Below are 26365 nucleotides of genomic sequence, written 5' to 3'. Positions count from 1 at the left end.
CGGATGCCGCTTGGTCCCAATCCCGGCGCCCCATGGCACCGACGCCCGAAAATACCCCTGCCGGCCCCGTTCTGAAACTGGCGCAGCCGCTGCCGCTGGACAGCGGGCGCAGCCTTGCGGGCGTGCAAATCGCCTATGAAACTTACGGCAATTTGAACGCCGACAAGTCTAACGCGATCCTGATCTGCCACGCCCTTACAGGCGATCAGCACGTCGCATCGCCCCACCCCATCACGGGAAAGCCGGGCTGGTGGATTCGCATGGTCGGCCCCGGCATGCCGATCGACACCGACCGCTTCTTCGTCATCTGTTCCAACGTCATCGGCTCGTGCATGGGCTCGTCCGGCCCTGCCAGCATGGCCGAAAGCGGTGCGCCCTATGGCATGACGTTTCCAGTCATCACGATTCGCGACATGGTCCGCGCGCAAGTCGCGCTCGTCGACGCGCTGGGCATCGGGAAACTTCACGCCGTCGTCGGCGGGTCGATGGGCGGGATGCAGGCGCTTAGCTGGGCCGCCAATTTCGGCGACCGCATCGATGCAGCGTTGATCATCGCCAGCACCTCACGTCATTCGGCCCAGAACATCGCGTTCCACGAAGTGGGGCGCCAGGCGATCATGGCCGATCCCAAGTGGAACGGCGGCGACTATTACAGCGAAGGCGGCGAAGATCCGCGCAAGGGCGGCCCTGAATCCGGCCTCGCCGTGGCGCGCATGGCCGCCCACATCACGTACCTGTCGGAACAGGGCCTGACCGAAAAGTTCGGCCGCCGGTTGCAGGACCGTGATGCCAAGACTTTCGGCTTCGACGCAGACTTCCAGATCGAATCGTACCTCAGGTACCAGGGCCTGTCGTTCACCGACCGGTTCGACGCGAACTCGTACCTCTACATCACGCGGGCAATGGACTACTTCGACCTCGCCGAAGAACACGGTGGCAAGCTGGCCGATGCGTTCCGGGGCACGAAGGCGCGTTTCTGCCTCGTCAGCTTCGATACCGACTGGCTGTACCCCACAAGCGAATCGCGCACGATCGCGCACGCGCTGAACGCGGCGGGCCATCCGGTCAGCTTCATGGAATTGTCCTCGCCTTTCGGGCACGATTCCTTCCTGCTCGACAACGACGATCTCGACCGCGTGGTGAAAGGCTTCATCCGATGAGTCCCCCCGCAACAGTGGAAGCAACGCCCGGCCAGCTGCGCCCCGATCTTGCCGTGATCGCGGACCATGTCGAACCTGGCGCGCGCGTGCTCGACATCGGGTGCGGCGACGGCGAGCTTTTGGCCGCGCTGACCGCCAAGGGATGTGATGCACGCGGGCTGGAAATCGATCCCACGAACGTCGCGGCCTGCGTCGGGCGCGGACTTTCGGTGATGCAGGGCGATGCCGACACCGACCTTGCCTATTATCCCGACAAATCCGTCGACTACGCTGTCCTGTCGCAGACGCTGCAGACGACGCGGCGGCCCGACCTGATCCTTGAAAACCTGCTCCGCATCGCACCACGCGGGTTCGTATCGTTTCCCAACTTCGCCCACTGGCGCGTACGCGCGTCGCTGATGCTGGGCGGGAAGATGCCGGTGACGAAGCTGATTCCCGTGGCATGGTACGAAACGCCCAACATCCACCACCTGACGATCGCGGACTTCCGCGCATTGCTGGCCGAACGGGGCATCCGGGCCGAACGGTCATGGTACTTCACAGGTGGCCAGCCCTCGCGCCAGCGGTTCGCGAATCTGACCGCCGAACACGCGGTCTTTCTCGTCACGCGGGACTGATACCCGCTACCCACAGGGTGTGGAAAAATTCGCCGCTTGATAGGCGGCACACGGGGGAGCATTACGCTGCCCCATGGCACTCAACGATCCGATTCCGCTCCACCCTTCTAACGACGACGAAGGTCAGAAACTGCCCGCCAACGTAGAGGCGGAGGCAGCGTTTCTCGGCGCGATCCTGATCGACAACCGGGTGATCGAGGAACTGAACACCCACCTCTCGCCCGATCACTTCTTCGAACCGCTGCACAAGCGGATCTACGAAAAGATCCTGACCCTGATCGATCGCAAGGCCGTGGTCACGCCGGTTACGCTCAAGCCGTACTTCGAAACGGACGAGGCGATGAAGGAACTGGGCGGGATCAACTACCTCGCCCGCCTGACCGCCGATAGCCAAGGCCTTATCGCCCCGCGCGAACTGGCCGAACAGATCTACGACCTTGCCCTGCTGCGCCAGCTTGTCTCGGTCGGTCGTCAGCTCGTCACCGACGCGATGGATACGTCCGAAGCGGTCGACCCGATGCAGCAGATCGAGCATGCGGAATCCGCGCTCTACAAGGTCGCCGAAGGGACCACGACCGGCACCGAAACGCAAAGCTTTGCGCAGGCCACGCGCACCTCGATCAAGCTGATCGAACAGGCGCTGAATTCGGGCGGCCACGTCGCGGGCGTCACGACCGGCCTTTCCTCGGTCAACCAGAAGCTGGGCGGCCTCAAGAATTCGGACCTTCTCATCCTTGCCGGCCGTCCGGGCATGGGCAAGACATCGCTTGCCACCAACTTCGCGTTCAACGCGGCGAACCGCCTGCGCCGCGACCTTGCCGACGGCATCAGCGAAGAGGAATCGGTGGGCGCGGCGACCGCGTTCTTTTCCCTCGAAATGAGCGCGGACCAGCTGGCCACGCGTATCCTTGCCGAACAGTCGGGCATTTCATCGGGCGACTTGCGTACCGGCAAGATCAGCCGCGAGGATTTCCAGGCCTTGTCGCGCGCTTCGCAGGAACTGGCCGAACTGCCGCTCTACATCGACGACACGCCCGCGCTCACCATCGCGGCGCTGCGTGCGCGTGCGCGCCGGTTGAAACGCCGCCACAATATCGGCTTCATCGTGGTCGACTACCTGCAGCTGCTGCAAGGCTCGGGCCGCGCCAACGACAACCGCGTGAACGAAATTTCGGAAATTTCGCGCGGTCTGAAAACGCTGGCCAAGGAACTCGACCTGCCGGTGCTGGCCCTGTCGCAGCTGTCGCGTGCCGTCGAACAGCGCGAAGACAAGAAACCGATGCTGTCCGACCTTCGCGAATCCGGCTCGATCGAACAGGACGCCGACATCGTGCTCTTCGTCTACCGCGAGGACTACTACGTGAAGGCGGTAGAACCCAAGCTGCCGGACGAGAATGATCCCGCCGACGTCCACGAAAAGTGGGAAGCTTGGCGCGCCAAGATGGAGCAGGTGACCGGCATTGCCGAGCTGATCGTCGCCAAGCAGCGCCACGGCTCCACCGGCCGCGTGCGCATGCGCTTCGAATCGCGGATCACGAAGTTCTCGGACCTCGTCGACGACGACTACGGATACAATCCGGAATAAGCGCCCGAGACTTCCTCTACTGCTCTGCGCTGCGCCCCGCCGATGCGGTCCGCTTGCGCGACAGTTCGCGGGCATAGGCCTGCATGTCGGCGACCTTGTCGAATTCGTCGACGATCTCGAACCCGAAGATCGTCTCCAGCACGTCCTCCAGCGTGACGAGGCCGAGAAACGTGCCGTATTCGTCGACGACCGCCATGATGTGATGGCGTTCGGCGATCAGGCGGTGGAACAGGCGGTCGACCGAAAATTCGTCGAGTACGCTGGGTAGCGGCCTTACCAGGCTTTCCAGCGACTTATCCGCCGCATCCTCCTGCGTCATCATCGCCAGCACCTCGCTTTTCAGGACAAAGCCGGTGATCTGGTCGACATGGCCGCGATAGACCGGAATGCGCGTGTGCGAACTTTCGCGGACCGCGCGGGCGAACTCCTCGAACGCAGTGTCCAGCGACAGGCAGAAGGCAACCGTGCGCGGCGTCATCACGTCGCCGGTCTTGATCGCGTTCAGCTGAAGCATGTTCTTCACGAAGCGGACCTCGCTGCTGTCGAGCTGGCCCGACGCCTGCCCGAGACTGGCGACTGCCAGCAGTTCCTCACGGTGCTGCGGCACGTGCGACGTCTTGCCGAAGGTGATCAGCTTCGTGACCTGCCGCGATGCCCAGACGAGTGGGGCCAGCGCGGAAATCAGGAATGGCAGCAGACGTGCACTGAACGGCGAGAGCGCCAGCGCGTATCGCGCGCCCAGCGTCTTGGGAATGATCTCCGTCACCACGAGGATGGCCAACGTCAGCACCGCGGCAAAGACCGCCTCGCCGCCGTCGCCGTAAAGCGCGGCATACTGCGCGCCCGCCCCTGCCGCGCCCATCGTATGGGCAATCGTGTTGAGTGTGAGGATCGCGGCCAATGGCCGTTCGATGTCGTCCTTCAACCGCTTCATCGACTTTGCCCAGCCCGCGCCCTGTTCCTGCGCGGTGCGAACCTGCGACGGGGTGATCGTCAGCAGAGAGGATTCAAGAAGCGAGCACAGGAACGAGACGCAAAGTGCAAGCGCGACGTAAAAGACCAGCAAGGCCATGAGTTTGCAATCATCCGAATAATTCGAACGTCACGCTTTAGCGGGGTATGGAGCGCAGGCATAGATCGGGCCTGTGGATGCCGGCCTGTGGATGCCGGGGTGGTGAGTGACCCGTGGCGATCCCACCGCCGGCGCGCCAGACTGCTGCTATGTGTCACTTCATCATCCTGATCGTGCCAACCGATGATGCGACCGCCGAATGAGGCGCAAAGGCTGGTCCGACGCCAAGATCGCGCGGGCCATGGGCGATAAGCGCAAGTCCTATGCCAAGCCCGACAGACCCGGCCCGGACAGTCTCGAATTATGGCATGCGGTTCTGCATGACCTGCGGAGCGAGTTGAACCTTCCCTACGCCGGGCTGCTCGTCAGGGTCTATCGCGGAGATGTCTAAACCGAGGAATTCCCTGCCTCGCGCCGCGACGTTGCAGCCGGCGTTCCCTGGCAGGAATCGCTGGCGACCCTGGACCATGACGAGGTGGTGATCTTCCGCGAATGACGCTTTGCCGTACAAGGACGGGCTGCTTTGCGCCATTCCCGACCGAAAGCGGACTTTTCAGCTTTCGACCCGATTGCGGACCGTGGACTTATTTCGTTACGTTGCCGCGAAGCGCTAGTTTGAGGGTGGGGAGCGGAGGATGAGGATAGGGATTTACTGGCTCTTGCCCGTCGCAACTCTTTGCGCCTTTGGAGGGTTTCTAGTCGGGGTCGGGAGCAGCCCAACTTCGGATGTGCTCTACCGCGAGGCGCCTAAACCCGCGATAGAAAAAGCTCTGGATGGCGATACAATCCTAATCGATGGCCAAATCATAAAGATTAGGGGCCTGGATGCCCCAGAAGTTGGAACAAACGCGTCGTGTCTTGCGGAGGCTGCCCTAGGTGGCTTGGCGATGCAGCATCTGGCGGGTGAACTTCACAACTTCGGTGAAACTGTTTGGGAGCTTCGTGACGTCGACGACCGTTCAGGAAGATTGGAGGGTAATTTGGTCCGTTCTGACGGTGAGAACATAGTCGATCTTATGACGATCAACGGATATGCCATCTCAAGCGAAGCTCGTTGGGAATGGTGTAAGGTCGTGCCAGACTTTGACGACAACCAACTCTATCCAGCAATCAATGTGGGGTCTGGACCACCATCCGATGTCAAGTTGGCCTACGACTGATTTCCACCCCATAGCCGGTGATTCGCTCATGACTTGGCGCTCGCCGGAAGCCGTCAGGCAGCTTTCGCGCCTTCTGATCCACGAGCCGACTTTCTGCAAACGACCCGGTTGCGGACATTACGACAATCGGCTCAACTGGATCACATGAGCTTGAACCCACGTAAGTTGATTGGGGCCGTCGCGCTGAGCCTCCTCCTGCTATTGGCGTTCGCCGTCCGCTACATGGCGGACATTCCCCAAGATGCATGGAACCCTTTGTGGAGCTTCGCTTATGTCTTGGGTTTATGCGTCGCGTTAATCATGGTCTTCTACGACCGGAAAAACTTTCCCGAGAAGGTTTGGGACTTCAATCCCAAGCGCGGTATTCTGTATTTTTTTCTCGGATGGATCATCTTTCCATTCATGATGGTCATAGATGCCGTATTTGGGGTTGAGTTCACGATGAGCGGGATGGCCGTTGGCACCTTCGTCATGTCGGTTTTGATTGGGATAGCTGGAACTTTTACGGAGAACGTTAGAGTTTAGCCGCCAAGCTAATGTCCGCTATCCACCCCATTCCGGCCATTCGCTCTTTCGCCGGACGCTCTCAAAAGCGGACGCCCGGACCCTGCCGAAGAAACCGTTTTCCTACACCGCAGCACGGCGTCATCATGCGCCCGATCTTTGCCATCGTCGTCTTTGTCCGCTGATCTGTCACCCTGTGACCGGCCGGCAAAATACCAGCTTTCCCGCGGCCTTTGCCCGTGAATGCAGTGGGTGACAGGGTGTCACCTTTGTCACCCGCGGCACTATTACTAGAGTCCGAGGTTCAGCCTGCGGCTGACGGTGTAGTCGAGCACGGCGACGAGGAACCATGATGCGCGCCACCGCACCCGGTTCCATATCGTCGCACGCTGCTTGTGCACTGCGGGCGTGATTGCTAGCGAGGCGGGCAGATGCTGCCCAACGAAATCGCGCATCTTTTCGGCAAGACCTTCATCGTCGATCACCAGCATGAGCTCGAGATTGAGGTAAAGGCTGCGCATGTCGAAGTTCGCGCTGCCGACATAGGTGCGATCGTCCAGCACGATCAGCTTGGTGTGCAGCTTGCAGGGCACGAATTCCCAGATCTTCGCGCCGCGCTTCAGCAAATAGCGATAGAGCGCGCGGGTCGCTCCGATGGTCGCGCCGTTGTCGGACTTGCCCGCCATCACCAGCCGCGCACTGCCTTTCTGCGCGATGCGCCCGATACGCCGCACCAGCCGCTTGGGCGGCGAGAAATAGGCCATCATCATGTCGAGGCGGGTGCCGTGGATCAGGTCCTCCGACACGCATCGCGACCATGACGACAGGCCCCGCGTCGGCCCGCCCACCAGCAGGCGCACGGGCCCCTTGCCCGGATCCCATTCACGCAGGATCCGCCGGATCGCACGCCAGTTGGCCTTGGGATCCGACACCCAGCCTTCCATCTTCTCGAACCAGCGCACGAGATCGCCGACGACCGATCCGGTGACGATCAGGCCCAGGTCGTTCCACCCGTTCTTCTGCGGCGGATCGAAATAGCTGTCCTCGACGTTGAAGCCGCCGATCATCGCCCGCTCTTCATCGACGATCACCATCTTCTGGTGGTTGCGGATGAGGTATCGCTGCGACCAGCGCGCGGAAAAGCGCCAGTACTGCCCGCCAGCCGCCGCCAGCGGTTCGAAGAACGCATCGGTCGCCGCAGCGCCAAACCCGTCCACCACAAGCTTCACGGTAACGCCGCGGCGCGCCGCATTCGCCATCGCGTCGCGAACGCGCACGGAGGCGGCATCCTCGGCGAAGATGTAAAAGCAGACCGACAGGCTGTTCGTCGCCGAATCGATAAGCTCGACCAGCGCGTCCAGACGGTCCTGCCCGGAAGGATAGAACGTCAGGGTCTGGCCCTGCGCCTCGACCGTGAAGGGGGGCGGATCGCGGTAGTCCGGCTCATCCATCTTTGCGGGTTCGAGGTTTGCCGGCTTGTCCATCGGCTACCATTTGGGGGCAAGCGGGGCGCGCCGCAATCCTTGACTCTCGGGCAGTCACGCCCTAATTGCGGCCCTTTCCCGTCAACTTAGTTTCTTGTGGGAGTGCCCCATGGCGCGCGTTACCGTCGAAGATTGCGTCGACAAGATCCCGAACCGCTTCGATCTCGTCCTGCTGGCTGCCCAGCGTGCGCGCGAGATTTCCGCCGGCGCGGAACTGACCGTCGACCGCGACCGCGACAAGAACCCGGTCGTTGCCCTGCGCGAGATCGCGGAAGAGAATGTAAAGCCCAAGGACCTGAAGGAAACCCTCATTCAGGGTCTTCAGAAGGTTGCCGTCGACGATGACGACGAAGTCGATGAAATCGGCTCGCTGTCCCGTTCGGCAGAGGCACTTCGCCTCACGGCCGCTGCGCCGACGCGCAACACCTCGCTTGGCGGCGATTACGACGCCGGCTGATCGCCTTCGGGCCTGAAGGGGCTCACGGCTTGTGAAAAAGGGGCTGCCTCAACGCGGGGCGGCCCTTTTTCATTGCGCGATTGCAGCATAGGATACCCCCCGGGGCGAACACGGGGGTTTAGGGCATGAGCGACCTTGAAGGTCTGGGTACGGCGGTTACCGGCACGGCGCTGGGCCGCGTGGTTGAGCCGGAGACCGGCGCGGTCAGCCGCGGCGGCAAGGGCCATTTCCACGAAACCGCGTGCCTCAACTGCGACACCCCGCTGACAGGCAATTACTGCGCCCATTGCGGACAGCCTGCCCATTTGCACCGCACGCTGGGTGCTTTCCTGCACGACCTGCTCCACGGCGTCCTGCACTTCGAAGGCAAAACCTGGCGCACGCTGCCGATGCTGGCCTTCCGCCCGGGACGCCTGACCCGCGACTACATCGACGGCAAGCGTGCGCGGTTCGTATCGCCGATGGGCCTGTTTCTGTTCTCGGTCTTCATCATGTTCGCGCTCGTCCAGATAGCGGGCAAGTCAGGTCCGGGCGATGCAGCCGAACCGGGCCGGATCGACGTCGTGTCGTCGGTCGCGAAGCTGCAGGAGGAGACCGAGAATAAACGCGACGCGGCAGTCGCAGAGCTTGAGGGCATGGCGCCCGATGCACCGGGCCGTGCGGCTGCGGAAGCGGCGCTTGCCAAGGCCGAGGAAGACCTCGTCACGTTGCAGAGCGCGAAAAAGATCACCTCCGTCGGCGGCGCGGATGTCGCGGTTTACGAATCGGGCAATGCGTGGCTCGACGATCACATCATCAGGAAGTGGCAGCAGAACCCGAAGCTGATGATCTACAAGCTGCAGTCGAACGGGTACAAGTTCTCTTGGTTGCTGATCCCCTTGTCGCTTCCCTTCGTGTGGCTGCTGTTCTTCTGGAAACGCGGCATCGGGCTTTACGACCACACGGTCTTCGTCACCTATTCGATCGCGTTCATGTCGTTGTGGTTCATCCTCGTCAGCGTGATCGCGCTGCTGGGCGGGCCGGAGTCGCTGATCATCCTGCTGGCCGTGACGGTTCCGGTGCTGCACCTCTACCGGCATGTGAAAGGCGCGTATGAGCTGCGGCGCTTTTCGGCCCTGTGGCGGACGGCGGTGCTGTTGCTTTTCGTCAACTTCACGGTCCTGTTGTTCATGGCCTCTATCGTGCTCTTGGGATCGATGTGACAAACATCTGATATTGCCTGCAGTTTTCCTGGCGCTAATCTTGCATCAGGATTGCGAAGGAGATCGGCGTGAGGGTGAAGGTCTTGATGGCGCTCGCGTCGTTTGCGGTCGGCGGGTGCATCACCCTTCCGCACGAACCGACGCCGGGTTGGCAATGCCGCGCGGCGCCATATGGCGAATACTCCGAAGCGTTCGCGAACGTCGCCTTGGACGGAAAGCTTCTGGAAACGAGCTGGTACTGGAACTGGCGCAATGACAGTCAAGGCTGGTCCCTGCGCGCCTATGCCGGTGACGGCCATTACCGGCGCGGCGAGCCTGTTCCCCTGGACGGACCGACGGAAGTGGGCATTTTCACGTTCGGTGCGTCTGGAGCTACTCAGGTGGTCCTGTCGCATGTCGAAGGCGAAACGGCATTCGCCAGCGCCATCGAAACGGGCGCGCCGGGCGATGGCAACGTGAAGCTGGACTGGGATCGACTGGTCGCACTCGCCAGGGAAACAGCGCCGCTTTATGCGGTACGGCGCGGCAAGGACGGTGCGACCGCTTCGCTGGCGTTGCCCAAGGACGAAATAATGATGGGCGCGGATATCCTGGCCGAAACTCTGGCGGACCTGCGCGAGAAAGTTGCAGATCCGGCGAACAACTGTGTTGCCGTCGATGACCTCTATCCAGAGATCATCGTCACCTGATGTTTCAGTCGGTCCCGTCGAGGGCGCCGTCACCCTGATCGGGATCGGTCCGCTCGTCCTGCTTCAGTTCAGCGCTGATCTTGTCGGCTGCCTCGATGGTCTTTTCTCGAACCGCATTCTCGACCACTTCTGCATTGTCGGCCGTATCGGCCGCCGCGCGGTCTAGCGTTTCGGCGGCGTTCTGCTCGGTTTCTTCCGAACAGGCGCCAAGGCCCAACAGGGCTACGGCGGAAAGGGCAATCAGGGTCGTGCGCATCGTCGTCACGTCGTGGTTGTTTTCTAGGCAACCACCGGCGATGCGCACCGGTTCCGAAACCGCGCTTGGGCTCAGGCGCCTTGGGGCGCCGCACCCCCACCAAAACGACGACCGGCCTTGGGAACGCCAATGCTGCCCGTGCTGAGCGGACGGCTAGGCCCCTTCGGCTCATCGGGGCGGTCGATCGCACCGTTTTCGAGCAAGTGGCTGATCTCCTCGCCGGTCAGCGTCTCGTATTCGAGCATCGCTTGGGCCAGCAGGTGGAGCTTGTCCTCCTGCGTCTTCAGGATGTCGGTCGCCCGCGCGTGGGCGTCGTCCACCAGCTTGCGGATTTCCGCGTCGATAAGCTTGTTGGTCTCGTCGCTGGCCATCGTGCGGCTGGTCTGCCCCATGCCGAGATAGCCCTCCTGGCTTGCCTCGTACTGGAGCGGGCCGAGCTTGTCGGACATGCCCCATTTGGTGACCATGTTGCGGGCCAGATCGGTGGCGTACTGAATATCGCTCGACGCGCCGGACGAAACCTTGTCGTAACCGAAGATGATTTCCTCGGCCACGCGGCCGCCCATCGCGACCGAGAGGTTCGCATGCATCTTGTCGCGGTGGTACGAATAGTTGTCACGTTCCGGCAAACGCATGACCATGCCCAGCGCGCGGCCACGCGGAATGATCGTCGCCTTGTGGATCGGGTCCGACGCTTCCTCGTTCAAAGAGACGAGCGCGTGGCCGGCCTCATGATAGGCAGTCATCTTCTTTTCATCGTCTGTCATGACCATGGAGCGGCGTTCCGCGCCCATCATGACCTTGTCCTTCGCGTCCTCGAACTCCTGCATGGCGACAAGGCGCTTGTTGCGGCGCGCGGCCAGCAGGGCAGCCTCGTTCACGAGGTTGGCAAGGTCCGCGCCCGAGAAGCCGGGCGTGCCGCGCGCGATCGTGCGGGAATTGACGTCGGGCGCCAGCGGCACCTTCTTCATGTGGACCGAGAGGATTTTCTCGCGGCCGTCGATATCGGGCACGGGCACGACGACCTGGCGGTCGAACCGGCCCGGACGCAGCAGCGCGGGGTCAAGCACGTCGGGGCGGTTGGTCGCCGCGATGATGATGATGCCCTCGTTCGCTTCGAAACCGTCCATCTCGACCAGAAGCTGGTTCAGCGTCTGCTCGCGCTCGTCGTTCGAATTGCCGAGGCCGTGGCCACGATGGCGGCCGACGGCGTCGATTTCGTCGATGAAGACGATGCACGGCGCGTTCTTCTTGGCCTGTTCGAACATGTCGCGCACGCGGCTTGCACCGACGCCGACGAACATTTCAACGAAGTCCGAACCGGAAATGGTGAAGAACGGAACGCCAGCCTCACCCGCGATGGCGCGGGCGAGCAGCGTCTTGCCGGTACCGGGCGAGCCGACGAGCAGCGCGCCCTTGGGGATCTGGCCGCCCAGCTTCGAAAAGCGCGACGGGTCCTTCAGGAACTCAACGATTTCTTCGAGTTCCTCGCGAGCCTCGTCGATGCCGGCGACATCGTCAAACGTCACGCGGCCCTGCTTTTCAGTGAGCATCTTGGCCTTGGACTTGCCAAAGCCCATCGCACCGCCCGCGCCGCCGCCCTTCTGGACCTGGCGCAGGGCAAAGAACGCGATGCCGAGGATGAGCAGGAACGGCAGCGACTGTGCAAGGATATAGAGCAGCAGGTTCGGCTCTTCCGCGGCGACGCCTTCGTACTGGACGTCGTTTTCAGCCAGCAGCGTGGTGAGCTGCGGGTCTGAGCCAACGGGAATCGTGCTGAACGTCTGGTCGTTCTTCAGCTTACCGGTGATCCGGTCAGGCGCGATCTGCACTTCGGCGACCGAACCTTCGGCCACCTTGTCGCGGAAATCGCTGTAGGCGATCTGCGTTCCGGCCGGTTGCGAGCGGTCTCCGATCATGGAAACCACGAGAAGCAGGCCAAGGAAGATGCCGCCCCAGATCATGAGGCTCTTGAGCCAAGGATTGCCGTTGGGCTGCTGGTCGTTGTCGTTCATGAGCGAAGAATCGTCCTTTCACCGGCCAATGTAGGTTCTGCATGGTGAATGACAAGCAAACGAAAGTCGGGTTTCCAGCTAGTTTTCGCTCTCGCTGCGGGGCGGCGCGGCGGTGAAATGCCACGATCCGGCGCGCGGGGTGCACATGACCCCCGAAAGCGTGGCTTTCTGCCCGCTTTCCAGCGCATCCATCAGGCGCGCCACCTGTTCGCCGCGGGGTGTGCCCTCGGTGGCTAGACGCGCGACGAGTTCCTCCAGCACCCGGAAACGGACGGCGCGCGGGCCTGCGGGGTTGTAGGCAAACTGGGTTCCGTCCTCGCTCATCGTCACTTGTGCGGCGAATTCGTGCCTTGCCGCAAATTCTAGGATATCGGCGGCATCGCGCAAGTGCAGCGCGCTGGTCGCAAGGCGCATCGGGTCCAGCCATTCGGCGCTCGCCAACCCCATGCGGATGCGGGCGCGGTCATAGGCCGGGTCCGAATTGGAAGGATCGTCTACCGCGGTCAGCCCTGCCCGTTCGACCACTTCGGCAAGTTCGGCGCGGGGCAGTGTCAGCAGCGGGCGAATGAGGACGATATCGCTGCGGCCGGGCATCGGCGAACGGTCACGCATGGCACCCAGCCCCCGCAGACCCGATCCGCGGTTGAGCCGCATAAGCAGCGTTTCGGCCATATCATCGGCGTGGTGAGCGGTCGCGACGATGCGGATCTCGCGCCGCTGCGCCCAGTTGCCCAGCGCCTTGTAGCGCGCGGCGCGGGCGCGGGCCTGGACATTGCCCCCTTCTTCCAGTTCGATAGGCAGGGTGTCGTGCGGAACGCCGAGGTCGTTGCAGACCTCGGCCACCATTGCCGCTTCCTGCGCGGCTTCGGGCCTCAGCCCGTGGTCGACTGTCGCGACGTGGATCGAGGTCGGCATGAGCTGCTGCGCGAGTACCAGCAGCGCAAGGCTGTCCGATCCTCCCGAAACGGCGAGGCCTAGCGTTTGGCCCTCACCCAGTCCCAACCGCGCGCATTCCTGCGCAAAGTGGACCGCAAGATTCATGCCCCCTCCGTGTCGTTACTTGCAGCCGGCCTTCGCCGCGGTTTCGGCTGAAAGCGACGAAAGGCGACCCGTGGCTTCCTGGGGATAGACGAGGCGGAATTCCTCGAGCGCCTCGCACGCCTTGGCCTTGTTGCCTAGCTGCAGCGTGGCGATCGAGAGGTACACGAGGCTGTCGGGCGCACGCGCGCCGCCGCGGTTGTCGAGGTAGTTCTTGAGGAACGCCTCTGCCGCCGGACGCGCCTGGCCGTCATCGAGATAGGCGCGGCCCAGCAAGTTGCGCGCATAGGACGCGCGACTGTGAGTTGGATAGTCCTTCAACATCTGCTGAAGCGCGGCGCGCGCAGGGGCATAGTACCCCTCGTTCCAGAGGCGGTAGCCATAGACATAGGCATCGTCGCCCGCATCACCCGTGCTGGGACGTTCGACCGATGCTGCACCGGCCGAAGGCGCGGGCGCAGGGGTTGGCGTACCAGTCGCCGGACGCGGCGCAGGCGTTGCCGGAAGCGGACCTGCACCGTCGCCGATGCCGCCGTTGGGTTCGACGGGCATGGGCATCGACGTGATCGTCTTACGCTCGATCTCGTCCAGGCGCGAATTCATAAGGCGCATCGCGTTCGATTGGACCTCGACCTGAGCGGTCAGGCTGGCGAGCGCGGATTCGACTGCGTCCATACGAGCGAGAAGGTCGGTGACGGGGCCGCTGGCAGGGCCGGCCGTCATCGCGGGCTGCGAAGGCTGCTGCGCGGTGATCTCGGGCTCGAAATACTTGCCGTCGCCACCGGGGAACACCTTGCGCTGCAATGCGCGGACTTCGGATTCCAGCTTCTTGATACGGCTCGCATCGTCCTGCTGAGCCATCGCCGGCATCGGCGACAGCAGCGCGGCGGACAGGACCGTGCCCATCAGCAGGGCGGAGGAGCGACAGGTGCGGCGGCGAATGGATAGCATGATCTGAAAGACCTTTTCGTATTTCGTGTTCGTCGCAGGCCTAGGTGACAAGGTCATGCCAAACGGGCGCTTAACGACGTTGGTGAATCGCGTGAAAAATGTTCAGTTCCCGTGCGTCGGAATTCCCGGCCCTGCAGGGCGCGAAGTGAGAGATGCGGCATCGACCGGCACGTCGCGGATCGTGCGCTGTTCCGTGGCGAGCGGGGCGACCTGCTGTCCGCCGACGCTGATCGTGAAGGCATCGGGACGACCGGTCCAGATCTGCGGACCGTCGGCATCGGCTGGAATGGTGAAGGTTTCGCCCTTGGCCATCTGCTTCTGGAAAAGCTGGCTTCCGTTGCGGTTGTAGAACTTGACCCAGACACCTTCGACCGTCGCGGTAAAGACAACCTCGCCCGTCGGAAGTGCAGTTTGCGTCGTCGTCGGCGCGGCGGTGGGCGCGGTCGCGACAGCTTCGGTTTCATCCTTGATCGTCGGCAGGTCGGCGGCGGGCACGAAAAAGCCCTTCCAGGTGAACGCACCGATGACCAGCAGGACGATCAAAAGGGCGGCAACGCCCCAGGCCAGTTTCGATGAGGGGACACGCGCGGGATCGCCCGGCTCCATGTAGTCGAGCTTGCGTTCGGACACTTGCGGCGCGGCGACGCCCATTTCATCGCGAACGCCTTCCACGACGTCCTTTTCGTCGAGGCCCAGTGCGCGGGCATAGCTGCGCGCAAAGCCGATCGCGTAAGTCCGGCCCGGGAGATCCGAAAAACGTCCCTCTTCGATCGAGGTCAGATGGCGCTCGGCAATCTTGGTCTTCTCGCCGACTTCCTCGCGTGAGAGGCCCTGTTTCTCACGCTCCGCCTTCAGGCGGGCGCCGACATTGATCGGGGCGGCCGTTTCGGGTTCGGTCGTCTGGATTTCAGGCTCCGGTCCGTCTTCGATCTCGTCCACTCGATTAGTCGCCTCTTGCTTGTGTCGCCCCGTGCGTGAGGCAAGCGCGCCGGGGGGCGCAAGTCAAGCAACCCCCGAGGATTTCCCCTCTTTACTCGCCTCGATTATCCAACCGGATGACAGCCGCAGCGTTCCCGCACCGGAAAAGAGTCTTACTCCCACTCGATCCCGCGTTCCTCGGCCCACGATATCAGCGAGCCGCGAAGATCGGGCACCGGGTCGGCCAGCCACCGCTCCATCGCGGCGGTAATCTCGCGCGTGTCGATCTTGCAGACCATTTCCTTGAGCGGTCCAACCGCGGCAGGCGTAATCGACAGGCGCCTGAGGCCAAGTCCGATCAGCGCCAGAGCTTCAAGCCTGCGCCCGCCCATTTCGCCGCATACGGTGACGTCGATGGCGTGGACGTCGATGCTGCGGATGACGCGGCGCATGAAGCGCATGATCGACGGGCTGAGCCAGTCGTAGCGTTCGGCAAGCTTCGGGTTCGACCGGTCGGCAGCGAAGAGGAACTGCGTGAGGTCGTTCGTGCCGATCGACAGGAACGACAGCTTGGGCGCGAGCACGTCGAGCACTTCGGCCAGCGCCGGCACTTCGAGCATTGCGCCATAGCGGATCTGTTCGGGCAGCATCTTGCGGCGCGAGCGCAGGAATTCGAGCTGGCTTTCGAAGACCTCCTTCGCCGCGTCGAACTCCCACGGTTCGGACACCATCGGGAACATGACGTTTAGCGTGCGGCCTGCCGCCGCCTCCAACAAAGAGCGGGCCTGCGCCTTCATCAGCCCTTCGCGTTCGAGCGCGAGGCGCAGCGCCCGCCAGCCCATCGCGGGGTTTTCGTCGTCGAGCCCGTCATCGTCGCCGCGCAAGTAAGGCAGCGACTTGTCGCCGCCGATGTCGACGGTGCGGAACACCACCGGCTTGTCGCCCGCCGCCTCCAGCACGTCGCGGTATAGCCGGGTCTGGCGGTCGCGTTGCGGCAGAGTGGCGGAAACGAGGAACTGGAACTCGGTCCGGAACAGGCCGATTCCGTCCGCGCCAGTCATGTTGAGCATCGGTACGTCGTCGCGCAGGCCTGCATTGACCATGATCGTGATGCGCTCGCCGTCCTTGGTGCGCGGCTCGACCTCGCGCAGCGCGGCATAGGCGGCCTGCCGTTCCCGGTTCTTGGCCGAGCGCGCCTCGAAAGCCTCGATCACGGCGGGACCGGGACGGATGTTGGCAATGCCCTGCGATGCGTCGAGCAGGATTTCGTCGCCTTCGCGCACGAACCCGCGAAGACCATGCACACGGCCCAGCACCGGCACGCCCATCGCGCGCGCGACGATGACGACGTGCGCGGTAAGCGAGCCTTCCTCCAGGATCACCCCCTTCAGCCGCCGCCGGTCATATTCGAGAAGTTCCGCAGGGCCTAGGTTGCGGGCGATCAGGATGGCATCGCCGCGAAGTCCCATCGTCGCCGCCGTACCGACCTGCCCCGAAACCATGCGCAGCAGCCGGTTCGACAGGTCTTCGAGATCGTGCATGCGTTCGGCCAGCAGCGGATCGTCGATCTGGCGCATACGCATGCGGGTGCGCTGCTGCACGCGTTCGATCGCGGCCTCGGCCGTCAGGCCGGAATCGATCGCCTCGTTGATGCGGCGTGCCCAACCTTCGTCGTAGGCGAACATCTTGTAGGTCTCGAGCACGGCCTCGTGCTCTCCCCCCACGCCGAATTCGGCCTGACTCGCCATCTTGTCGATCTGTTCGCGCATCTTGTCGAAGGCGAGATAGACGCGCTGCCGCTCCGCCTCGGTATCTTCGGCGACGACGTGTTCGATGTTGATCCGCGGCTGGTGGAAGACGGCATGGCCCGCGGCCAGCCCCTTCACAAGCGGCAAGCCCGACAGCTGCTGCGGATCGACGAAATGCGGGCTGGCCGACAGCGAATCGTGTTCGTCAATGAGGTCCGCGTTACTGATCAGTTCGGCCAGCACCATCGCCACCGTCTGCAGCGCCTCGATCTCAACATCGGCATAGCGGCGCGGATCGGCGTGCTGGACGATAAGCGCGCCCACCGCGCGTTCGCGGCGCACGATCGGGACGCCCGCGAAGGAGTGGAACTTTTCTTCGCCCGTTTCCGGGCGGTAGAGGAAGTCCGGGTGGGCCGCCGCTTCGGCCAGGTTCAGCATTTCCACGTTCTTCGCGATCGTGCCGACAAGGCCTTCGCCGATGGCAAGGCGGGTGACGTGGACTGCGCTTTGTTCAAGGCCGCGCGTCGCGAAGAGTTCGAGCATCCCTTCGCGCAGCAGGTAGATCGAGCAGACCTCGCTATCGAGATTTTCGCCGATGATGTCGACGACCTGGTTCAGCTTGGCCTGCGCGTTCGCGCGCGAGGCCATGACCTCGTGCAGGTTGGTGAGGATCGAGCGGGCTGCTGTTACGGCGGATTCCATCGTGCCTTGCGTTAAAGCACATGCGCGCCGCTTTTGCGAAATGGAAAGCGATCAAAAAAGGAAACGCCCCCGGCCATGCGGCACAGGGGCGTTCGGTTCCTTTAGTTCAGGCTGAACTCAGTGAAGCGACATGGCCTCCTTGATCTTCAGCTTGGCCCGCTTCAGCTTCTGGATTCTTGCACTATCCGGCGCGGGGCGCGCCTGCTCGTTACGAAGCTCACGGTCGAGACCGGCGTGCTTGGTTTGAAGAGCGGTGATGTGCGTCGATTCCATGGCTTTCTCCTGCGTTGGTTGACGTTGTTCCCCTGAACCTTCTTTCGTCCAATTCCTGTCGGCAGTGCGACTCGCGTCGCCTTCGCTTCCGACGCGGATAATGGAACACAAAGTTTCTCGAATGCGAAGAGTGTTGGAGTAATATTTCGATAAATCGGGCAAGATCAAAGGATGAGCCGAAATGCGCCGCGACGGGGCGATTGCGCGCGGCGGCAGCTCGTGCGAAAGAGCGCTCGCCCGCACGGGAGCGGGTGGTTCGAACGACAATCCTTGAGGGCAGCGCTCGCATGACCGAAGACGAGATGCGCAAGCGGCTTGAGATCCTGAAGGTCGAGCACCGCGACCTTGACGCCGCGATTGCCGCGCTGGCGGAAAACGCCTCGGCCCAGCTTCAGGTGGCCCGCCTGAAAAAGCGCAAGCTTGTTCTGAAGGACCAGATCGCGATGATCCGGGACGCGCTGATCCCCGACATCATCGCCTGAACCTCAGCGCAGCGCGCTCCAGATCCCGAACGAGCTCGTCGCCGCCAGTACGAAGCCCACGAAAATCAACATCGGTTTCAACGGGATGCGCTTTGCCGCCCATGCCCCGAAGGGCGCCGCCGCGACCCCGCCGATGATGAGGCCCAGCGTCGCACCCAGCAGGTCCGCAATGCCCAGATGCGCGATGAATGTCGCCGAGACCGCGATCGTCAGGAAGAATTCGACCGAGTTGACCGTGCCGATCACGCGGCGCGGCTCCACCCCCTGCACAAGCAGGTTCGAGGTGACGACAGGCCCCCAGCCGCCCCCGCCTGCGGCATCGAGGAACCCGCCCAAGAGGCCGAGCGGTGCGACATGTTTCGCCTCGCGCGGTTTGGGCGGCCAGAACACGCCGCGCACGAAGATGTAGAGCCCGATGAGCGCGAGATAGCCCAGCACGAAGGGCTTCACGACCGAGGCGTCGATGTTGGTTAACAGGTACGCCCCCGTCACCCCGCCCGCCATGCCGGGTAGCAACAGCTTGAAGAACAGCGCTTTGTCGATGTTGCGGTGGAAGAGATGGCTGATGCCCGAACTGGCCGTCGTGAAGCATTCGACGACATGGACTTTCGCCGATGCCAGCGCAGGCGGCAGGCCCAGAACGCCGACCAGCAGCGTGTTGCAGATGACCCCGAAAGCCATGCCCAGCGCGCCATCGACAAGCTGCGCGGCGAAGCCGATCGCGATGTAGGGCAGAAGCTGTTCGACGAACGCGTAGTCCATGGGCCGAAATCTCACGGGCGGAATTGCCGTGAAAGCTCGTATTACCGGAGCCGGTCCTGAACGAAGGCAGTTTTACATCGCGCGCGCAAAGTCCAGCTTTCGCGCGGCCTGGCCGCTTACTTGCGGCGGTAGCGGAAGTACCAGACCTCGTGACCCAGCCGGCGGGCCTTGGCCTCGTAGCGCGTTTCCGGCCAGCCGCCGGGGCGGATCAGGAAATCGTCGGGCTTTTCGCAGAGCCAGTCGAACTTGTCGGTATGGCGCTGCATGACCATCAGGGCATGGCGGACATAGACCGGGTGATCGGTGCCGAACCGGAATTCGCCGCCCGGCTTCAGCTTCGCCGCGATAATCTCGACCGGACCGTCGTTCATCATGCGCCGCTTGGCGTGGCGCGCCTTGGGCCAGGGATCGGGATGCAGCAGATAGGCGAAGGACAGCGAACCATCGGGCACGCGCGACAGCACTTCCAGCGCATCGCCGTGGTGGATGCGGACGTTGGCAAGCTTGCCTTCCTTCACGTGGACCAGCGCCTGCGCGACGCCGTTCACGAAAGGCTCTGCTCCGACGAAGCCGTGATCGGGCAGCATGTCGGCGCGGAAGGCCATGTGTTCGCCCCCGCCGAAGCCGATCTCGAAATGCATCGGGCGGTCGTATCCGAACAGCGCCTCAGCCGTGACCGGCCCTTCATCGGGCACTGCGATCTGCGGCAGAAGGGTATCGACCAGCTCCTGCTGGCCCGCGCGCAGGGGCTTGCCCTTGGCGCGGCCGTAGAGCCGGTTGAGCGTTGTCGGATCGCCTTCCTTGTGTGCCGTCATGGCCCTACCTTCCTAACAAGGAGGCGCCGATGGCGGGGATATGCCCCCGGGTCAAGAGGGCCACTTGCCGCTCCCGCGTCCCGGCGCTAGCCCGGTTTCCATGCTCATGCACTCCCGCCCGGCCAGATTGCTCGCTTTCGCGATTGCGGCGGTCGCGGGCTATGTGGATGCGGTCGGCTTCCTCGGATCGGGCCAGTTCTTCGTCTCTTTCATGAGCGGGAATACGACGCGCCTCGGCGTCGGCATCGCGGGCGACGGCGCTGCCGCACTGGTCGCCGCCAGCCTGATCGCCAGCTTCGTCGCGGGTGTCACAGTGACCTCCCTGCTTCGCCGCAGAGTGCCCGGCAGCCGCCGGATCGGCCTCACCCTCGTCTTTTGCGCGGCCATGCTGACGGTGGCGGCGCTGGCAGCGGAGTCTGTCGAAGGGCTTGTGCCGATCGCGCTCCTCGCCTTCGCCATGGGCGGCATCAATCTCGTGCTGGAGAGCGAGGGCGAGGTCCGCTTCGGCCTTACCTACATCACCGGCACGCTCATCAAGCTGGGCACGCGGCTGGCCGACGCCATCGCCGGTGCGCCGCGAGCTGACTGGCTTGCGCTCCTCCTGCTCTGGCTGGCGCTGGCAGGCGGCGGGACACTGGGCGGGCTGGCCTTCGGAGCGCTGGATCTTTACGCCCTTTGGCCAGCCGTCGCAGCGACATGGCTCATCGGCGCCATCGCGCTTTTCGGATCGCGCGACTGAAGATTGCGGAGACGAAAAAAGGGCAGGCGGTGGGGCGCCTGCCCTTTTTGGGGGAATGTCCACCACGAACAGGGGGTGGACTTGTAATCCGGCTGGATCAGGCCGCCTGGGCCTCCGCGCCCGGATCGCGCAGCACGTAGCCGCGGCCCCAGACGGTCTCGATGTAGTTGTCGCCGCCGCATGCCGTCGCCAGCTTCTTGCGCAGCTTGCAGATGAAGACGTCGATGATCTTCAGTTCCGGCTCGTCCATCCCGTTATAGAGATGGTTGAGGAACATTTCCTTGGTCAACGTCGTGCCCTTGCGAAGCGAAAGCAGCTCCAGCATCGCGTATTCCTTGCCGGTCAGGTGGACGCGGGCGCCATCGACTTCGACCGTCTTGGTGTCGAGATTGACCGAGAGCTTGCCCGTCTTGATGACGGACTGCGAGTGGCCCTTCGAACGACGGACCACGGCGTGGATGCGGGCGACCAGTTCGTCCTTGTGGAACGGCTTGGTGACATAGTCGTCGGCGCCGAAGCCGAAGGAACGGACTTTCGAGTCCATTTCCGAGATGCCCGAGAGGATCAGGACCGGCGTCTGCACCTTGGCGACGCGCAGCTTCTTCAGGACGTCGTAACCATGCATGTCGGGCAGGTTGAGGTCGAGAAGGATGATGTCGTAGTCGTAGAGCTTGCCCAGATCGAGACCCTCTTCGCCGAGATCGGTCTGGTAGACGTTGAAGCCTTCGGTCGTGAGCATAAGCTCGATCGCCTTGGCAGTGGTCGGTTCGTCTTCGATCAACAGGATACGCATTGAAAGTGCCCCCTTAGTCCGTTTCCGTCGACCGGCTTCGCTCAATTCCCCCGAAGTCCGTGCCGTGAATCATTAACCATGAGCAGAGTCGTTTAGAAAGGTTAATAAGTTCTGAAAAAGGTTAACGATTGCAAATAGAGTCTTAATTGCAACACTTTAAGGGCGGATTTTCGTGCTTTTCGGGGTGTGGAAAAGCGAATCTCGCAAACTTTCCGCCCAAGTTTCGCAAACCTTTCTAAAGGCCTAGCGCGCCCGCGGCCTCGCGCAGGCGGCGCGTCGTCGTCCCGTCGTTGCGGAAAAGACGAAGCGATTCGTCCCGCGCCTCTCGTGCACCGGCTATGTCGCCAATCTGTACGCGACTGCGCATCAGCATGATCCAGCCATCGGGGTTGAGCGGGTCTTCCTCAAGCTTGGCCGCCAGCCGGTCGACCATTCCGCGGATCATTTCCTGCTGCTGGCTGGCCGACATCGACTTCGCCGCTTCGATGTCCGATGCGCTCGGCCCCGGAATGCCCGCCGTGGCGGTTGCCGCGCCGTCGGTCTTCAGACCGCCGCTGGGCGGGGCGAAGCTGGCATTTTCAAGGCGCTCGGCAACGTCGATGTTGTTGGCCTTCGCGACTTCGGCGATGACCTGCCGCACATCGGCGGCATAGGGCGCGTCGGCGGGGGTGTCCTCCAGCAGGTCGAACCAGGCTTCGATCGCTTCCTCGTGCTTGCCCTCCAGATCGATCGCGACGGCGCGGAAATAACGGGCGCGCGGATCGGCCGGGTCCAGCGCAAGCGCGCGATCGAACGCGGAGCGGGCATCGGCGGGCAGGCCTTTGCCATCGCGGCTGGCCAGAACCAGCGCTTCGCCCAACATCGAATGGTTTTCGGCATTGTCGGGGTCGAGCGTGGTCGCGCGCTTGAAGGCGGTTGCCGCCTCGGCATAGCGGCCGGTCTGGAAATAGGACCAGCCGAGCATCCGCCAGCCTTCGGCATCGTCGGGGCTTTGGGCCAGCCGGGCTTCCAGCTTTGCGATCATCTGGGCGACGGATGCCTGTTCCCCCGCTTCGTCCGCCACCTGCTGCACCGGCATGGTGTCGTTGCGCACGATGGAATAGCCCACAGCGCCCGCCGCGATCAGCGCCGCGCCGCCCAGCACCCAGCGCGCGATCGTTCTACCCTTGCTCGATGCCACGCCATCCATTCCCGTCACCACGCAATCCCCGCAATAGTCCTTGAAGTCGTTCGTTTACCCGCAAGACCCCGATCGGGAACCCCGCACCGTGCATTTTTTTACCCGCGCGCTTTATTCGTTCAGAAACCCTCTATAGGCTCGTTTTCGGATCGTCAGGGGGTGGGATCCGGCTGAGGGGCCGCCGACACCACCCTTGTACAGGGGGAATGGGAACGGTGACCGACACGTTCCGGGTAGCGATAATCGGGTCTGGCCCGGCGGGGATGAGCGCGGCCAGCCGCGCCGCCGCGCTTGGGCTGAGCCACGTCCTGCTGGAAAAGACCGACCACCTGTCGGACACGATCTACAAGTACCAGAAGGGCAAGCACGTGATGGCCACGCCGTCGCAGCTTATCCTGCGATCCGACCAGGAATTCGACGCGGGCAAGCGCGAGGACATCCTCGCCAAGTGGAACGCGCGCACGTCCGAACTGGGCATCAACGTCAAGTACAACGCCGAGGTGAAGGCGATCCGCGGAACCGGTCCCGCCATCCCCGACAGTGTGCAGCAGATCGTGAAGCGCAACCGCGACGGCACGAAAGACGTCAAGGAACTGCAGCGCCACGAAGGCCCTTACGAGCTTGAACTGACCAGTGGCGAGAAGCTGATCGCCGATACGGTGATCCTTGCCATCGGCACGCAGGGCAACCCCAACCTGATGCGCTGTCCGGGCGGCGATCTGCCGCACGTGACCTACCAGCTGGACGATCCGACCGAGGTTCTGGACGAACACGTTATCGTCGTCGGCGTGGGCGATGCCGGTATCGAGAATGCGCGCGGACTTGCCGAGGATTCGGCGCAGGGCAACGTCGTCTCGATCCTCAACCGCAAACCGAAGTCCACGAACGTTCGTGAAAGCTTTGCCAACGCGAAAGAACCCAACGCCAAGGCGCTGGTCGAGGACGATGCCGACGGCAAGCTGACCATCCGGTACGAGACCGAGGTCAAGGAACTCGAACCCGGCTGGGCGACGCTGTCGACCCGCGACGGCGAGGAGAAGATCCGCTGCGACCGCGTGATCGCGCGTATCGGCTCAGCCCCGCCCCGCGCATTCGTCGAAAACTGCGGCATCGCCTTTACCAGCGACGACCGGCTGGCCTTCCCCCAACTGTCGCCGGTGTTCGAAACGACCGCCCCCGGCATCTTCGTGATCGGCGCGCTGGCCGGCTATCCGCTCATCAAGCACTGCATGAACCAGGGCTATGACGTCGTCGAGTTCATCAACGGCAATACCGAGCTGAAACCGGCGGACGAGCCGCTTCTGGCCGAAAAGTTCGCAGGTCTGCCCAAGGGCCGCTCGGTCGACGAATGGCTCGAAGTCCTGCGCACCAGCATCTCGATCCTCAAGGACATGAGCCCGCTGCAGATGCGCGAGTTCATGCTCGATTCCGACGTGCGAAGCTATGCGCCGGGCGAAGTCGTGTTCGAGAAGAACGCGCCGGGGTCCTCGCTCTTCGCGATTGCCGAGGGCAAGGTCCACGTGCAGATCGACCCGAACGATGCATCGAAAGTCGTGCCGATCCCTGCCGGAACGATCTTCGGCGAAGTCGGCCTGATTTCCGGACGCCGTCGCGGCGCGACGATCGTGGCGGCAGAGCCCACGATCTGCGTCGAGATCAGCCGCAACGCCGCGTTGAAACTGATGAGCCAGGTCCCGCCCGCCAAGCGCGAGATCGAGCGTATCAGTACCGAGCGCCAGCTGCTCCAGATGTTCGGATCGGGCCTGACGCCCGCCGACATTGCCGAAGTGGTCGAAACCGCGAAGATCCGCACCGTGCTCGCGGGGCAGGCGATCATCAACGAGGGCGAGGACGGAAAAAACATCTTCGTCATCCGCGTCGGATCGATGGTTGTGGAAAAGGAAGTCGGCGGCAAACCGGTCTTTCTCTCCTACCTTCCTGCCGGTAGTTATGTCGGCGAAATGGCGCTGATCGACGGCGGCCAGCGCACCGCCACGGTCCGAGCCGCGATCAAGAGCGAGGTCATCGAGATCGACGGTGAGGCGTTCGAGCGCGTCCTCGCCGCAAAGCCCGCGTTGATGGACAAGGCCCGGCGCGAGATGGACGTGCGCCGCCGCACCAATGCATTGATCGAATCGAAGAAGGACAGCTTTTCGGGCGTCGTCGATCTCTATTCCGAACAGGCAAAGTTCCTCGTGTCGCAAGGCCTTGGCGAAGCGACCGACGTCCTGCTGATCGACGAGAAGCTGTGTGTTGGCTGCGACAACTGCGAAAAGGCCTGCGCCGACGCGCACGAAGGGCTGTCGCGGCTGGACCGGGAGGCGGGCAAGAGCTTCGCGCATCTCCACGTGCCGACATCGTGCCGCCACTGCGAGCATCCGCACTGCATGGCCGACTGTCCGCCCAACGCGATCCACCGCGGGCCGGACGGCGAAGTCTTCATCGACGATACCTGCATCGGTTGCGGCAATTGCCAGCGCAATTGCCCTTATGGCGTGATCCGCATGGACAAGGTGCCGCCGAAGAAACCCTCGCTGCTGTCGTGGCTGTTCTTCGGCAAGGGGCCGGGGCCGGGCGAGCCGCCCTACAAGTGGTCGAAGAAGAACATGCCCTACAACGGCGATCCTGCGCATGACGAGGCGCTGGACCGCAAGAAGGCGATCAAGTGCGACATGTGCGCCGGCATCGACGGCGGCCCGGCCTGCGTCCGCGCCTGCCCGACCGGAGCCGCGATCCGCGTCGCGCCGGACGAGTTCCTGACTGTTGCACGCCTCAAGTCCGAAACGGAGGGCGCGTGATGGCGAGCCTTCCGGGACTTGAACCGACCGAAACCGCGGCAACTGCCGAGGACACGACGAGCACCGACACGCGCAAGCGCAAGCTTGGCCTGCGCCGGTGCACCCGCCGCAACAAAGTGACGAGCCACGACAGCTTCCTGTCTTATGCGAACGGTCGCTGGTGGAAGGTTGCAGGGGTGCTCTGCCTCGTCTCGCTGCTTGCGTACATTTTCGCGCCCCTGCCCGCACAGCATTTCGGCGGGACGTGGCTCGGCTATACGCTTGGCACCATCAGCGCGGGGCTGATCGTGTGGCTGACGCTGCTGGGCGTGCGTAAGCGTGCAATGACGCCGGGGACGTGGAGCCTGAAGGCGTGGACCAGCGCGCACGTCTATCTCGGCCTCTCGCTGATCGTCGTCGCCACGCTGCACACCGGCTTCGATCTTGGCTGGAACGTTCACACGCTTGCCTGGGCGCTGATGATGATAGTCATCGTATCGGGCATGTTCGGCATCTGGTTCTACTGGACCTTGCCGCAAGCGCTGTCCGAAAACCGCTATGACGAAGACGGCGCGGTCACCGAAAAACAGATGATCGAACAGCTGCGCAGCCTCGACCGCCAGATCCACGATGCCGCCCAGCCGCTGACGGCAGAAGACGCCGCGGTCGTCGAAAAGAGCCTAGAGCAGGACCCCTTCGACGGTTCGATCTGGAACCGCGTGACGGCGCGCTATCCGAACTGCGCCACCCGCCGCGCCGCGGCGACCTTGCGCGAGGCGCGCGCCTTCCGCCCGCGAGTGGCCGATGATCCGCTGGACCGCGTCGATGCCCTGCTGACCCGCAAGGAAGCGATGCTCGCGCGCCTGCGCCGTCACTTGCGGCTGAAGTCGCTCTTGCAGCTTTGGCTCTATGTCCATGTGCCGGTGACTTTCGCGCTGCTGGCCGCGCTGTCCGCCCATATCGTTTCCGTGTTCTTCTACTGGTGA

At 63.2% G+C, this 26365-nt stretch carries 26 protein-coding genes; 13 read left to right on the top strand and 13 right to left on the bottom strand.

Features of this window, described 5'->3' with window-relative positions:
* Nucleotides 1-32: 32 nt before the first annotated feature.
* The 3 genes from metX (at nucleotide 33) to A9D15_RS11050 (ending at nucleotide 3362) form a co-directional block, all read left to right on the top strand.
* Nucleotides 33-1160 carry a homoserine O-acetyltransferase MetX gene (gene metX, locus A9D15_RS11060; protein ID WP_066764952.1) on the top strand — a complete coding sequence of 376 codons (1128 nt, stop codon included), beginning with the start codon at nucleotides 33-35 and terminating at the stop codon, nucleotides 1158-1160.
* The gene (gene metW / locus A9D15_RS11055; protein WP_066764950.1) at nucleotides 1157-1777 is read left to right on the top strand and encodes a methionine biosynthesis protein MetW; all 621 of its coding nucleotides are present in this window, start codon (nucleotides 1157-1159) and stop codon (nucleotides 1775-1777) included. The genes metX and metW overlap by 4 nt, the downstream gene beginning before the upstream one ends.
* 73 nt (nucleotides 1778-1850) lie before the next feature.
* A complete protein-coding gene (locus A9D15_RS11050; RefSeq protein WP_066764948.1) occupies nucleotides 1851-3362 on the top strand; it encodes a replicative DNA helicase in 1512 nt (503 codons plus the stop codon).
* Between the two features lie 16 nt (nucleotides 3363-3378).
* On the opposite strand, the gene A9D15_RS11045 is transcribed toward A9D15_RS11050, so the two are convergent.
* Entirely contained in the window at nucleotides 3379-4434 is a 1056-nt protein-coding gene (locus tag A9D15_RS11045; protein ID WP_066764947.1) for a CNNM domain-containing protein, read from the bottom strand.
* Nucleotides 4435-4633: 199 nt separating this feature from the next.
* On the opposite strand from A9D15_RS11045, the gene A9D15_RS16565 reads away from it, so the two are divergent.
* From A9D15_RS16565 to A9D15_RS11030, 3 genes are all read left to right on the top strand, one after another.
* Nucleotides 4634-4825, top strand: coding sequence for a hypothetical protein (locus A9D15_RS16565; RefSeq protein ID WP_156521746.1), 192 nt, complete (start codon nucleotides 4634-4636; stop codon nucleotides 4823-4825).
* A gap of 244 nt (nucleotides 4826-5069) precedes the next feature.
* The gene (locus tag A9D15_RS11035; protein WP_066764944.1) at nucleotides 5070-5594 is read left to right on the top strand and encodes a thermonuclease family protein; all 525 of its coding nucleotides are present in this window, start codon (nucleotides 5070-5072) and stop codon (nucleotides 5592-5594) included.
* A gap of 33 nt (nucleotides 5595-5627) precedes the next feature.
* Nucleotides 5628-6119, top strand: coding sequence for a hypothetical protein (locus A9D15_RS11030; protein WP_156521745.1), 492 nt, complete (start codon nucleotides 5628-5630; stop codon nucleotides 6117-6119).
* Nucleotides 6120-6388: 269 nt separating this feature from the next.
* Here the strand turns inward: A9D15_RS11030 and A9D15_RS11025 are convergent, their stop codons facing one another.
* A complete protein-coding gene (locus A9D15_RS11025; protein ID WP_066764937.1) occupies nucleotides 6389-7582 on the bottom strand; it encodes a phospholipase D-like domain-containing protein in 1194 nt (397 codons plus the stop codon).
* A 109-nt stretch (nucleotides 7583-7691) separates the two neighbouring features.
* Between A9D15_RS11025 and rpoZ the strand changes: the two genes are divergently transcribed.
* The 3 genes from rpoZ (at nucleotide 7692) to A9D15_RS11010 (ending at nucleotide 9930) form a co-directional block, all read left to right on the top strand.
* Nucleotides 7692-8039 carry a DNA-directed RNA polymerase subunit omega gene (gene rpoZ, locus A9D15_RS11020; RefSeq protein WP_066764935.1) on the top strand — a complete coding sequence of 116 codons (348 nt, stop codon included), beginning with the start codon at nucleotides 7692-7694 and terminating at the stop codon, nucleotides 8037-8039.
* Nucleotides 8040-8164: 125 nt separating this feature from the next.
* Nucleotides 8165-9241 carry a DUF3667 domain-containing protein gene (locus tag A9D15_RS11015; RefSeq protein ID WP_066764933.1) on the top strand — a complete coding sequence of 359 codons (1077 nt, stop codon included), beginning with the start codon at nucleotides 8165-8167 and terminating at the stop codon, nucleotides 9239-9241.
* A gap of 68 nt (nucleotides 9242-9309) precedes the next feature.
* Nucleotides 9310-9930 (top strand): hypothetical protein, encoded by a 621-nt coding sequence (locus tag A9D15_RS11010; RefSeq protein ID WP_172807517.1) that lies wholly within the window; start codon nucleotides 9310-9312, stop codon nucleotides 9928-9930.
* A gap of 4 nt (nucleotides 9931-9934) precedes the next feature.
* Here A9D15_RS11010 and A9D15_RS11005 read toward each other — a convergent pair whose 3' ends face one another.
* From A9D15_RS11005 to A9D15_RS16265, 7 genes are all read right to left on the bottom strand, one after another.
* Entirely contained in the window at nucleotides 9935-10186 is a 252-nt protein-coding gene (locus A9D15_RS11005) for a hypothetical protein (protein ID WP_066765070.1), read from the bottom strand.
* 71 nt (nucleotides 10187-10257) lie between these two features.
* On the bottom strand, nucleotides 10258-12201 hold the full coding sequence (gene ftsH / locus A9D15_RS11000; RefSeq protein ID WP_066764930.1) for an ATP-dependent zinc metalloprotease FtsH: 1944 nt from the start codon (nucleotides 12199-12201) through the stop codon (nucleotides 10258-10260).
* A 78-nt stretch (nucleotides 12202-12279) separates the two neighbouring features.
* The gene (gene tilS / locus A9D15_RS10995) at nucleotides 12280-13242 is read right to left on the bottom strand and encodes a tRNA lysidine(34) synthetase TilS (protein ID WP_066764929.1); all 963 of its coding nucleotides are present in this window, start codon (nucleotides 13240-13242) and stop codon (nucleotides 12280-12282) included.
* Nucleotides 13243-13257: 15 nt separating this feature from the next.
* Nucleotides 13258-14247 (bottom strand): tetratricopeptide repeat protein, encoded by a 990-nt coding sequence (locus tag A9D15_RS10990; protein WP_229660291.1) that lies wholly within the window; start codon nucleotides 14245-14247, stop codon nucleotides 13258-13260.
* Between the two features lie 45 nt (nucleotides 14248-14292).
* Nucleotides 14293-15129: a helix-turn-helix domain-containing protein gene (locus tag A9D15_RS10985; RefSeq protein ID WP_082924418.1), complete on the bottom strand. Its 837-nt coding sequence runs from the start codon at nucleotides 15127-15129 to the stop codon at nucleotides 14293-14295.
* Between the two features lie 152 nt (nucleotides 15130-15281).
* Nucleotides 15282-17558, bottom strand: coding sequence for a phosphoenolpyruvate--protein phosphotransferase (gene ptsP / locus A9D15_RS10980; protein WP_066764924.1), 2277 nt, complete (start codon nucleotides 17556-17558; stop codon nucleotides 15282-15284).
* A 117-nt stretch (nucleotides 17559-17675) separates the two neighbouring features.
* Nucleotides 17676-17831 carry a YdcH family protein gene (locus A9D15_RS16265; protein ID WP_082924417.1) on the bottom strand — a complete coding sequence of 52 codons (156 nt, stop codon included), beginning with the start codon at nucleotides 17829-17831 and terminating at the stop codon, nucleotides 17676-17678.
* Nucleotides 17832-18118: 287 nt separating this feature from the next.
* On the opposite strand from A9D15_RS16265, the gene A9D15_RS10975 reads away from it, so the two are divergent.
* A complete protein-coding gene (locus A9D15_RS10975) occupies nucleotides 18119-18313 on the top strand; it encodes a YdcH family protein (RefSeq protein WP_066764922.1) in 195 nt (64 codons plus the stop codon).
* A gap of 3 nt (nucleotides 18314-18316) precedes the next feature.
* Here the strand turns inward: A9D15_RS10975 and A9D15_RS10970 are convergent, their stop codons facing one another.
* Together A9D15_RS10970 and trmB are read right to left on the bottom strand one after the other, a co-directional pair.
* A complete protein-coding gene (locus A9D15_RS10970; protein ID WP_066764920.1) occupies nucleotides 18317-19075 on the bottom strand; it encodes a sulfite exporter TauE/SafE family protein in 759 nt (252 codons plus the stop codon).
* Nucleotides 19076-19191: 116 nt separating this feature from the next.
* Complete coding sequence (gene trmB / locus A9D15_RS10965; RefSeq protein ID WP_066764918.1) at nucleotides 19192-19890, bottom strand: tRNA (guanine(46)-N(7))-methyltransferase TrmB; 699 nt, start codon at nucleotides 19888-19890, stop codon at nucleotides 19192-19194.
* A gap of 100 nt (nucleotides 19891-19990) precedes the next feature.
* Between trmB and A9D15_RS10960 the strand changes: the two genes are divergently transcribed.
* Nucleotides 19991-20629 (top strand): YoaK family protein, encoded by a 639-nt coding sequence (locus A9D15_RS10960; protein WP_066764917.1) that lies wholly within the window; start codon nucleotides 19991-19993, stop codon nucleotides 20627-20629.
* Between the two features lie 97 nt (nucleotides 20630-20726).
* Here the strand turns inward: A9D15_RS10960 and ctrA are convergent, their stop codons facing one another.
* Nucleotides 20727-21422 carry a response regulator transcription factor CtrA gene (gene ctrA, locus A9D15_RS10955; protein ID WP_066764913.1) on the bottom strand — a complete coding sequence of 232 codons (696 nt, stop codon included), beginning with the start codon at nucleotides 21420-21422 and terminating at the stop codon, nucleotides 20727-20729.
* 235 nt (nucleotides 21423-21657) lie between these two features.
* The gene (locus tag A9D15_RS10950; protein ID WP_066764905.1) at nucleotides 21658-22611 is read right to left on the bottom strand and encodes a tetratricopeptide repeat protein; all 954 of its coding nucleotides are present in this window, start codon (nucleotides 22609-22611) and stop codon (nucleotides 21658-21660) included.
* Nucleotides 22612-22817: 206 nt separating this feature from the next.
* On the opposite strand from A9D15_RS10950, the gene A9D15_RS10945 reads away from it, so the two are divergent.
* Together A9D15_RS10945 and A9D15_RS10940 are read left to right on the top strand one after the other, a co-directional pair.
* The gene (locus A9D15_RS10945; RefSeq protein WP_268237072.1) at nucleotides 22818-25400 is read left to right on the top strand and encodes a cyclic nucleotide-binding domain-containing protein; all 2583 of its coding nucleotides are present in this window, start codon (nucleotides 22818-22820) and stop codon (nucleotides 25398-25400) included.
* The gene (locus tag A9D15_RS10940; protein WP_229660290.1) at nucleotides 25400-26365 is read left to right on the top strand and encodes a cytochrome b family protein; all 966 of its coding nucleotides are present in this window, start codon (nucleotides 25400-25402) and stop codon (nucleotides 26363-26365) included. Before A9D15_RS10945 ends, A9D15_RS10940 begins: the two co-directional genes overlap by 1 nt.

The sequence above is a fragment of the Croceicoccus pelagius genome, from assembly GCF_001661915.1.
Taxonomy (GTDB): domain Bacteria; phylum Pseudomonadota; class Alphaproteobacteria; order Sphingomonadales; family Sphingomonadaceae; genus Croceicoccus; species Croceicoccus pelagius.
This window is presented reverse-complemented; position numbering and strand designations above follow the sequence as displayed.

Excerpts from the sequence above, each read along its gene's own strand:
- A9D15_RS11035 (WP_066764944.1), top strand. The coding sequence starts at position 5,070 with ATGAGGATAGGGATTTACTGGCTCTTGCCCGTCGCAACTCTTTGCGCC.
- A9D15_RS10975 (WP_066764922.1), top strand. The coding sequence starts at position 18,119 with ATGACCGAAGACGAGATGCGCAAGCGGCTTGAGATCCTGAAGGTCGAG.
- ftsH (WP_066764930.1), bottom strand. The coding sequence starts at position 12,201 with ATGAACGACAACGACCAGCAGCCCAACGGCAATCCTTGGCTCAAGAGC.
- A9D15_RS11025 (WP_066764937.1), bottom strand. The coding sequence starts at position 7,582 with ATGGACAAGCCGGCAAACCTCGAACCCGCAAAGATGGATGAGCCGGAC.
- A9D15_RS11005 (WP_066765070.1), bottom strand. The coding sequence starts at position 10,186 with ATGCGCACGACCCTGATTGCCCTTTCCGCCGTAGCCCTGTTGGGCCTT.
- A9D15_RS16565 (WP_156521746.1), top strand. The coding sequence starts at position 4,634 with ATGAGGCGCAAAGGCTGGTCCGACGCCAAGATCGCGCGGGCCATGGGC.
- A9D15_RS10940 (WP_229660290.1), top strand. The coding sequence starts at position 25,400 with ATGGCGAGCCTTCCGGGACTTGAACCGACCGAAACCGCGGCAACTGCC.
- ptsP (WP_066764924.1), bottom strand. The coding sequence starts at position 17,558 with ATGGAATCCGCCGTAACAGCAGCCCGCTCGATCCTCACCAACCTGCAC.
- rpoZ (WP_066764935.1), top strand. The coding sequence starts at position 7,692 with ATGGCGCGCGTTACCGTCGAAGATTGCGTCGACAAGATCCCGAACCGC.
- A9D15_RS11015 (WP_066764933.1), top strand. The coding sequence starts at position 8,165 with ATGAGCGACCTTGAAGGTCTGGGTACGGCGGTTACCGGCACGGCGCTG.
- tilS (WP_066764929.1), bottom strand. The coding sequence starts at position 13,242 with ATGAATCTTGCGGTCCACTTTGCGCAGGAATGCGCGCGGTTGGGACTG.
- A9D15_RS11045 (WP_066764947.1), bottom strand. The coding sequence starts at position 4,434 with ATGGCCTTGCTGGTCTTTTACGTCGCGCTTGCACTTTGCGTCTCGTTC.
- trmB (WP_066764918.1), bottom strand. The coding sequence starts at position 19,890 with ATGACGGCACACAAGGAAGGCGATCCGACAACGCTCAACCGGCTCTAC.
- A9D15_RS10950 (WP_066764905.1), bottom strand. The coding sequence starts at position 22,611 with ATGGATGGCGTGGCATCGAGCAAGGGTAGAACGATCGCGCGCTGGGTG.
- A9D15_RS10970 (WP_066764920.1), bottom strand. The coding sequence starts at position 19,075 with ATGGACTACGCGTTCGTCGAACAGCTTCTGCCCTACATCGCGATCGGC.
- A9D15_RS10990 (WP_229660291.1), bottom strand. The coding sequence starts at position 14,247 with ATGACCTTGTCACCTAGGCCTGCGACGAACACGAAATACGAAAAGGTC.
- A9D15_RS11050 (WP_066764948.1), top strand. The coding sequence starts at position 1,851 with ATGGCACTCAACGATCCGATTCCGCTCCACCCTTCTAACGACGACGAA.
- ctrA (WP_066764913.1), bottom strand. The coding sequence starts at position 21,422 with ATGCGTATCCTGTTGATCGAAGACGAACCGACCACTGCCAAGGCGATC.
- A9D15_RS16265 (WP_082924417.1), bottom strand. The coding sequence starts at position 17,831 with ATGGAATCGACGCACATCACCGCTCTTCAAACCAAGCACGCCGGTCTC.
- metX (WP_066764952.1), top strand. The coding sequence starts at position 33 with ATGGCACCGACGCCCGAAAATACCCCTGCCGGCCCCGTTCTGAAACTG.
- A9D15_RS10960 (WP_066764917.1), top strand. The coding sequence starts at position 19,991 with ATGCTCATGCACTCCCGCCCGGCCAGATTGCTCGCTTTCGCGATTGCG.
- metW (WP_066764950.1), top strand. The coding sequence starts at position 1,157 with ATGAGTCCCCCCGCAACAGTGGAAGCAACGCCCGGCCAGCTGCGCCCC.